The organism is Pedobacter sp. 01T416_2 (genome assembly GCF_056398925.1).
In genome coordinates, this window is sequence record NZ_JBFTQI010000395.1 from 1 (window position 1) to 5,439 (window position 5,439).

Annotated in this window: 2 protein-coding genes; both read right to left on the reverse strand. The window is 43.2% G+C overall.

From position 1 onward, the window contains the following. Positions 1-98 precede the first annotated feature (98 nt). On the reverse strand, positions 99-2,420 hold the full coding sequence (locus AC1DPQ_RS16335; RefSeq protein WP_477610259.1) for a PSD1 and planctomycete cytochrome C domain-containing protein: 2,322 nt from the start codon (positions 2,418-2,420) through the stop codon (positions 99-101). Positions 2,421-2,585: 165 nt separating this feature from the next. After that, positions 2,586-5,183, reverse strand: a complete 2,598-nt coding sequence (locus tag AC1DPQ_RS16340; protein ID WP_477610260.1) for a glycoside hydrolase family 38 N-terminal domain-containing protein — start codon at positions 5,181-5,183, stop codon at positions 2,586-2,588. Positions 5,184-5,439: the final 256 nt, after the last annotated feature.

Genomic DNA, 5,439 nt, shown 5'->3' on the forward strand with positions numbered 1-5,439 from the left:
GAGCCAAGGGCAACGCTTCCAAGCCCTAAGCTTAGCCTGGAGAGAAAACGGCGCCTGTTAAAGTTAAGACCATGTTCTAAAATATCCTTTTCCATATATCAGGTTTTTGTAATGGTTTCCTCTAAATTATAAATGGTGGTAATCACCTCCATCATTGCAGCCAGTGAGACCTTGTTGATGTTTTTAGGAAGTGGGTACTCGCCCACAGTCAATACTTTTTCTGCATCTTTCCCACCTTTAAATATTTTTTGTTGATCTGCATAATAAGAGCTGAGCAGTTTTATCTCCTTTTCATTTGGAATCCGGCATACAATCAACCGGAATGCCTTCTTGATTTTATCCTCAGTAGTGTTCTTTTCCTGTAGGAGTCTCGCTGCAAGAACGCGTGAAGCCTCCAGTACCGTTGGATCATTTAACATCACCAGAGCCTGAAGCGGGGTATTGGTGTTTAACCGTTTCACCTCGCACTGATCGCGATTACTGGCATCGAAAACACCCATTGAAGGCGGTGGGACTGTACGTTTGATAAATGTATACATTCCCCTACGGTAAAGGTCTTCGGCATGGTCCTGGCGGTAAGAGGCCAGTATACCACGTCCGGAGGTCGCTCCTTCCCAAAGCCCAGCAGGCTGATAAGGTTTTACACTTGGACCGCCTATGGTCTTAACCAATAAGCCACTACTAGCCAGCACCACATCTCTTATGGATTCTGCAGGGATGCGGTAACGAGGTGCCCGCGCAAGCAGGATATTTTCAGGGTCGGTTTTTAATTTCTCTTTTGATACGACTGCAGATTGCTGGTAAGTCGCTGAGCTTACGATCTGTTTGACAAGACGCTTGATGTTCCAGCCATGGTCCATAAAATCTACCGCCAGCCAGTCCAGTAGTTCCGGATGCGAGGGAAGTTCGCCCTGCATACCAAAATCACCTGAGGTCTTAACAATACCACGTCCAAAAAACTCCTGCCAGATCTGGTTCACAAATACCCTTGCTGTAAGCGGGTTTTTCCTATCGAAGAGCCACTGCGTTAAACCCAGACGGTTCTTTGGATACTTATCGCTGAAAGCGAGCAAAGATTTCGGGGTACCGGCCTGTACTTCTTCTCCGTGCGCATCATATACCCCCCTATTGAGGATATAGGTTTTACGTAGTGTATCCCTATCCCCCATTACCGAAACAATCAATTTATTGGTATCTCTCTTATTTACAAAAGCCAATATCTTTTTGATGTCTTCATTTCTGATTTCCATCAACGGTTTTTTCGCGTAGGTTTCAGCCCCCCCGACGGTTGACTGAAGTCCGACTTCTTTAACATTGTTAAAAAAAGCATATAACTGATAATATTCCTTTTGAGAGAAGGGATCATATTTATGATCGTGACAGTGGGCACATTCTATTGTGGCAGCCAGCATGGCTTTGCCAAAGGTATTTACCCGGTCTGTTACGTATTCAACACGGTATTCTTCATCAATTACCCCGCCCTCCTCGGTGATTTTGTGGTTCCGGTTAAAGCCAGTCGCAAGCAACTGCTCCTTGGTAGCATTAGGCATCAGGTCTCCAGCGAGCTGCCAGCTGATAAACTGCTTGTAGGGCATATTGGTATTGAAAGCATGGATGACCCAGTCCCTCCATGGCCATTGACTGCGGTAGTTGTCGTCCTGATAACCATGCGAATCGGCATAACGGGCCACATCCAGCCAATGCAGGGCCATCTTCTCCCCATATGCGGGGCGCTGAAGGAGTGACTCCACAACCTTTTCATAGGCATTGTTGCTATTATCGGCCATGAACCTATTCATCATCTCCATATCCGGTGGTAGGCCGGTAAGGTCGAGGCTAACCCGTTTCAATAACCTTTCTTTATCTGCCTGTTCATTTGGTTTTATCCCTTTTTGCTCCAGTTTCTGCAGAATGAAATAATCGATTTCATTTTTTGCCCATTCCTTATTTTCCACTTTTGGGATCTGATGGCTTTTTGGCGGCGTAAAAGCCCAGTGCCGCTCATATTTAGCTCCCTGTTTGATCCATTTCTCGATAACTGCAATTTCATGCGCGGTTAGTTTGAGATTGGAGGATTTAGGAGGCATTAGCTGGCTTGAATCCTGACTAGAGATGCGCAAAAAAAGTTCAGAGGCTAAGGGTTTAAAGGGGACAAGCGCATGCGCCGAAGGTTTGTCTTTCAAAGCTTTATAAGCTTCTTCCGCGATATCCAGCCTTAAATCGGCTTCACGTTTATTTGCATCAGGACCATGACAGATAAAGCACTTATCGGACAGTATCGGCCGGACATGAAAATTATAACTGATGCTATCGGGTATCTGCTCCTGTGCAACCTGGCTCGTGGACGAACTATTGCATGCCTGTATGGCATATATAATAGCCGAAAACAACAGCATTAAATAAAAAAGCCTACGGTTCATACTGATTATATTTGGTTCTGGCGCTGATGGTGAGGTGATCATCGTCAGCGCCACTATAATAATAAATAACTAAAACGGTTAACACAATGGACTATCCTACACAATACCATGGACTATCTTATTGTGAATGAACAGAAACATTGTTCTATCCAATGTAATCAGCGCTTAATTTAAAATAAAACTGGCGGGACCGAATGATGTTAAATCAGTACTGAACAGGTTATTTTTCACTTCTATTTTCTGCCCGGTTATCTCTCCCCTTAAATTTACAGGTGTTGCGTATTTTACGCTCATTTCTCCAGGAAGATTGATCGTTACCTTCCCTTTAATCCCTGCCTGTTCCCAGATCCGCAGCAGCGTACCCCGGTTACTGTCAGGGTCTGCTCCGAAAGCAGTTACCAGTATGCCTTTACGCGAAACAGAAATCCCGCTTTTTTCGCGCGGCAGCTTTGTACCTATACCGCTTGTGGTGATAGATAATAAGGGCATTCTGGCTTCCCAAGACTTAATGGCAATATTTTCAGTGGTATTTTCATTTTTCCCTATCGTCCAGATCCTCACCTTTTCACTCCAGGTGCCCTCTGTCCAGTATGGGAAATTGGTATTCCACATGTTATTATAAAGATTTACAAAAGCAGAAGCTTTTTTGGGCAAATAGTCATAATCATATTTCCAGAGCCCAGGTTCTCCAAAACTCATTAATGGGGCATCAACTGCACAGATCCCTACCCCAACACCTCCATGCTCTTTTAACGCGGCACCAGTATTTACACCATAGATATAGCGGTTGCCTCCAGTAATCTGATCCGTTGCCAAATCCATCACCCCACCGATTCTTCCTACCTTAAAATCAGGCTTGTTGATGTTAAAAGGAAAACATAACCAGCCTCCCTCTGGAAGGGTGCTAGGGACTTTATCCTTGATCCTCCATTCTACATCAACAAAAGGCTGCGCTTTGGGAAAGGTAAATCTTAGAGATACAGATTTGGCGATGCCTTGCGTATTACCAGTGGTCAGGGTAACAATATCAGCAAAAGCGGACTGCACAACATTCATCTTCCAGTTGTTGAGCGCAACAGCTGAATAGGGAATATTCTTTGGCATGTTCGGCTTTGTTGAAGCATTAAATGAATTGGAAAGCGTGCAATATTTATTATAATAATCTATTGTCTGTTGATAGCTGAATTTCTCGTGTAAAAACTGTCCCAGTACAAAATTATCGCCCTTCGAAACAAGTTCTTTTCTGCTTGATTTTTCGATCAAAGAAGCAATACCACCGCGGCTGGTATCAAAACGTACCGTAAAATATTTCGTATCCAAAATAGCTGGATGATTAGCTAAAGTAACCCCATTTTTCTCATCGTTCTTTATAACCTTATAACCGTTGGCCGGTATATCATTGACCCAGATCTTTTTGCTGCCAATACTGATCTCTCCACTTCTTGCCCATGGCAATGTATTGTATACGATGATTTCTCCGGCCTTCGCCTTTACATTCTGTGCAAGAATGGCTAACCTTTTATCCAGTTCTTTTGAGACAATACTATCTGTAATTTTTATATATCGCCTGTGCTCCTCAAAACTGCTTTCAAACTTTTCATAAAAGCCTTCGGCCCTCGCCCGGATGAAATCATTGCCATAGCGGTACCTTTCATTGCCCATATTTTTACCATCCATGGAGAAAAAGCCCCACCCGGGTGTCATCGCTCCCCAGGTATGTTCGCCATAAAGCATACTGTTTTCATAGGAAACAGTCAGTTTGTCCTCAACTGATCCACTCCGTAGCTTCCAGAGGTTTAACTGCGTATTTAAAATATCCAGAACAGGTTGAAGCGGACGGATATTCCTCGACATTTTGGTTTCCTGAGGCATAGCCATTACACCATGGATCCATGGATCGACCATATCGCCCTTTATTACTGGCAGATCAGGATTTTCGGATAATAATGCATTTGCAAAATCATCCAATGTCCCAATATGAACTTTAGCCCCTTTTATTTTCCCCGCTTCTTTCTTTACTTGTTCTACCTGACCCGGAGAAGGGGGACCTTCGTTATCGTGAGTCATTGAAACCGCTAAATAATTTTTCGAAGGCCAGTCATCGGGAGGCATTAGCTTTGATCCGTACTCTGTTGAGTAATTACAGAGTATCCTTGAACCGTCCGGACCCTGCCACCAAAATAGTTCAGGCAATATAGGTCCGCGATTAGCATAATTCCTTCCGATCTGCAAGAATTTGATTCCTGCATGATGCAATAATGTAGGTAAAAACCAACTGTGTGCAGGTACATCGGTCATCTTTGCCGCAATAGGCAGTTTTAGTCCGTACTTCCGGGCTATTTTAGAGGAAAATCCAAGCGACCGAACATAATCTTCTTCTTCAAATACATCAGTATGGATCGTGGCCGGAAAAGCATGCACATTTATATATCCTTCCGTCAAGGCCTGTTCGATTTTCTTTTTCCGTTCTGTAGTCTGCTGATCACCCAGAATATCTCCCCACATCGGCCAGCCGGCAATGGTCCATTTAAACCGCTCCGAACTTTCTTTGTTCCTTTCCTGTTCAATAAGCCTAATTGCATTGTCCATCATATCCACCCGGTATTTCTTTAAAACCTCTTTTGCAGACATGGTATAACCTAAATCGCAATGGGTTTTAAAGACGATCCAGATATCGGTTACCCCAGGAGAAGTATGCCCAAGTAATAAATTTGAGGGTTGTTTAGGAACTTGRATCGGAGATTTTGGCTGATCTTGCCCCATTACATCTTGATTAAAAAACAATATGGGTAGAATGACGCCTATAAAGCATTCCAAGATATTGTATTTCCATAAATAATTTTTCAATCTCATGATTACAATCTTATACAGGTAGCCTAGGCGCCAAAGAAACAACACCCAGAATTTCTAACTGTATAAAGGTTAAAATATAACCCGTCCTCAACTACAAGTAATTTGACAATTAGTTATGTTTTTTTGTGATTGTAAAAATAAAAAGGCGGTTGCTGGGTAAATAAGA

Bases quoted from the DNA above. Each gene is read 5' to 3' on its own strand.
- AC1DPQ_RS16335 (WP_477610259.1), bottom strand. From the start codon at position 2,420: ATGAACCGTAGGCTTTTTTATTTAATGCTGTTGTTTTCGGCTATTATA.